Consider the following 3,094-nt stretch of genomic DNA (forward strand, 5'->3'; position numbering starts at 1 on the left):
GTGGTACTCGTACTGAATCACTTGCAGGAAATACAGCCGCGCAATCAGCACGCCGATCAGCGTGACCACCGCAATTGCCCCGAACACGACCCGGCCGCGCACCAGACGGGCGTCTTTCTCGTGGTCCTTGATGCGGATCGGCYGAGGCATGGGGGCGCTGAACTACTTGTGGTAAGGGTGCCCGGACAGCACTGTCCAGGCGCGATACAACTGTTCACCGATCAGAATCCGCACCAGTGGGTGCGGCAAGGTCAGGGGCGACAGCGACCAGCGCTGATCAGCCCGCGCGCAGACTTCCGGCGCCAGCCCTTCGGGGCCGCCGACCATGAAGTTCACCGTACGCGAGTCCAGCCGCCAGCGGTCCAGTTCGACCGCCAGTTGCTCGGTGCTCCAGGGCTTGCCGTGAACTTCGAGGGTGACGATGCGCTCGTTCGGGCCGACCTTGGCCAGCATGGCTTCGCCTTCCTGGCGAATGAAGCGCGCCACGTCAGCGTTCTTGCCACGGGTGTTGAGCGGTATTTCCACCAGTTCCAGCGCCAGCTCGGAAGGAAGACGCTTGGCATATTCATGCCAGCCTTCTTCCACCCACTTGGGCATGCGTGAACCGACGGCGATCAGACGCAGTCGCACAGCGAACCCTTATTGCTGGTCTTTGTTGAGCTTGGTGAAATGCTCATGAGGGTTTTCCGGGCTGTGATGCGCGGCGCTGGCCGAACGGCTTTGCTCGGCACCGGCCCACAGGCGCTCCAGGTCATAGAACTGGCGAGCCGAGGCGGTCATCATGTGCACGATGACGTCGTCCATATCCAGCAGCACCCAGTCGCTGTCGCCCTTGCCTTCTTCACCCAGCGGCTTGACGCCCTGGGCCTTGACCGCCTCGCGGACCTTATCCAGCATCGCGCCGATCTGACGGTTGGAAGTACCGGTGGCGATGATCATGAAGTCAGTGATGCTCTGCTTGTCACGAACGTCGATCACCTGAATGTCCTGGGCCTTGACGTCTTCCAGGGCCGCGACGGCAACCTTGACCAGCTCTTCACCGGCAAGTACGACACCGGTATGAGCTTCTACTGGCAGCGGGGCGCTCTTGAATGTGCCCTTGCGCTTTACTTTGTTTACGTCTTTGTCAGTCATATAAAACTCGTTTTGCTCGTATGTTCGGGCGCTTYGATACACGCGTTCACGTGCCTTGAAGCGCGCCTTTTTCAGTTCGACGCACGGTAAAGTCCGTGCGCATCGATATAGGCCAGGACCGCGTCGGGCACCAGGAAACGTACCGACTTACCGCTGGCCAGCAGTTGACGGATCTGGGTGGCGGATACCGCGAGCGGCGTCTGCCAGACGAATGCAATCTGTCCGCTCGACCCTTTGAGGGCCAGCGGGTCGCTCACCGAGCGCGCTGCCAGCAGGTTGCGCAAGGCATCCGGCGGTTCGCTGTCGGCATCCGGGCGTTGCAGCACCAGGATGTGGCAATGCTGGAGCAACTCTTCCCAGCGGTGCCAAGTGGGCAGGCCGCAAAATGCGTCCCAGCCCAAAAGTAGAAACAACTGGTCATCAGCGGCGAGTTCTGCGCGCATCAGTTCCAGGGTGTCGATGGTGTAGGACGGCTTGTCGCGCTTGAGTTCGCGGTCATCCACCACCAACGGTGCCATACCGGCCACCGCGCGCTCGACCATCGCCAGACGGTCCTGCGCCGAAACCTGCGGCGTATCCCGATGCGGCGGCCTGGCGCTGGGCGTCAGGCGCAACTCATCGAGGGCCAGCGCTTCAGCGACTTCCAGTGCGCTGCGCAAATGGCCGATGTGCACCGGATCGAAGGTCCCGCCCAGGACGCCAATGCGCCGGGGGCCGGTTTCGCTGGTGGTCACAGCGGCGCTCTGGCCAAGATCGCCCAAGTCAGACCGGCTCCTGGCCGCGCAACTGGCCATCACCGACCACGATGTACTTCTCGCAGGTCAGACCTTCGAGGCCCACCGGGCCGCGGGCGTGCAGCTTATCAGTAGAAATGCCAATCTCGGCACCCAATCCGTATTCGAAGCCATCGGCAAAGCACGTCGGGGTGTTGATCATCACCGAGGCCGAATCGACTTCAGCCACGAAACGCCGGGCTTCGCCCTGGTGTTCGCTGACGATCGAGTCGGTGTGGTGCGAGCCGTAATGGTTGATGTGCTCGATCGCCTGGTCCAGGCCATCGACCACCAGGATCGACAGGATCGGCGCCAGGTATTCGGTGCTCCAGTCTTCTTCAGTCGCAGCCACGACGTCGATGATCGCCCGGGTGCGTTCGCAACCGCGCAGTTCGACGCCTTTTTCGCGGAACTGTTCAGCCATCGCTGGCAGGAATTGCTTGGCGACCGCTTGATCGACCAACAGGGTTTCCATCGCGCCGCAGATGCCGTAACGGTAAGTCTTGGCGTTGAACGCAATGCGCTGGGCTTTCGGCAAATCGGCGTGGGCACTGACATACACATGGCAGATACCGTCCAGGTGCTTGATCACCGGCACGCGAGCGTCGCGACTGACCCGTTCGATCAGGCCCTTGCCGCCGCGCGGTACGATCACGTCGACGTACTCGGGCATGGTGATCAACGCACCGACGGCAGCACGGTCGGTGGTTTCGACCACTTGCACCACGGCCGCCGGCAAGCCGGCTTCCGCCAGACCGCGCTGAATGCAGGCGGCAATCGCACGATTGGAATGAATGGCCTCGGAACCACCGCGCAGGATGGTTGCGTTACCCGACTTCAGGCACAGGCTCGCGGCATCGATGGTCACGTTTGGCCGCGACTCATAGATGATCCCGACCACACCCAGGGGCACGCGCATCTTGCCGACCTGAATACCCGACGGCCGGTAACTCATGTCGCGGATCGCGCCAACCGGATCGGGCAGCGCCGCCACCTGACGCAAGCCGACGATCATGCCGTCGATGCGTGCGGGGGTCAGGGCCAGACGTTCGAGCATGGCCGGCTCAAGCCCATTGGCCCGGCCTGCGGCCAGATCCAGCTCATTGGCGGCGGTCAACTCGGCGCGAGCGTTATCCAAAGCGTCGGCGGCAGCCAGCAGAGCGCGGTTTTTCTGCGCGGTACTGGCA

Annotated in this window: 5 protein-coding genes; all 5 read right to left on the reverse strand. The window is 62.6% G+C overall.

The features are described from left to right. Positions 1 to 150 (reverse strand): hypothetical protein (locus AC1DH9_RS26180; protein WP_477809071.1); only part of this gene is annotated, 150 nt, incomplete at its 3' end. Positions 151 to 162: 12 nt separating this feature from the next. Beyond that, positions 163 to 630, reverse strand: coding sequence for a 23S rRNA (pseudouridine(1915)-N(3))-methyltransferase RlmH (gene rlmH / locus AC1DH9_RS26185; protein WP_003185785.1), 468 nt, complete (start codon positions 628 to 630; stop codon positions 163 to 165). A gap of 9 nt (positions 631 to 639) precedes the next feature. Next, the gene (gene rsfS / locus AC1DH9_RS26190; protein WP_427528615.1) at positions 640 to 1,134 is read right to left on the reverse strand and encodes a ribosome silencing factor; all 495 of its coding nucleotides are present in this window, start codon (positions 1,132 to 1,134) and stop codon (positions 640 to 642) included. 71 nt (positions 1,135 to 1,205) lie between these two features. After that, the gene (gene nadD / locus AC1DH9_RS26195) at positions 1,206 to 1,928 is read right to left on the reverse strand and encodes a nicotinate-nucleotide adenylyltransferase (protein WP_429539713.1); all 723 of its coding nucleotides are present in this window, start codon (positions 1,926 to 1,928) and stop codon (positions 1,206 to 1,208) included. Continuing rightward, positions 1,897 to 3,094, reverse strand: a 1,198-nt coding sequence (locus tag AC1DH9_RS26200; RefSeq protein WP_477809070.1) for a glutamate-5-semialdehyde dehydrogenase, incomplete at its 5' end; no start/stop codon positions are given. The genes nadD and AC1DH9_RS26200, both read right to left, overlap by 32 nt.

The sequence above is a fragment of the Pseudomonas sp. 05T35 genome (assembly GCF_056396605.1).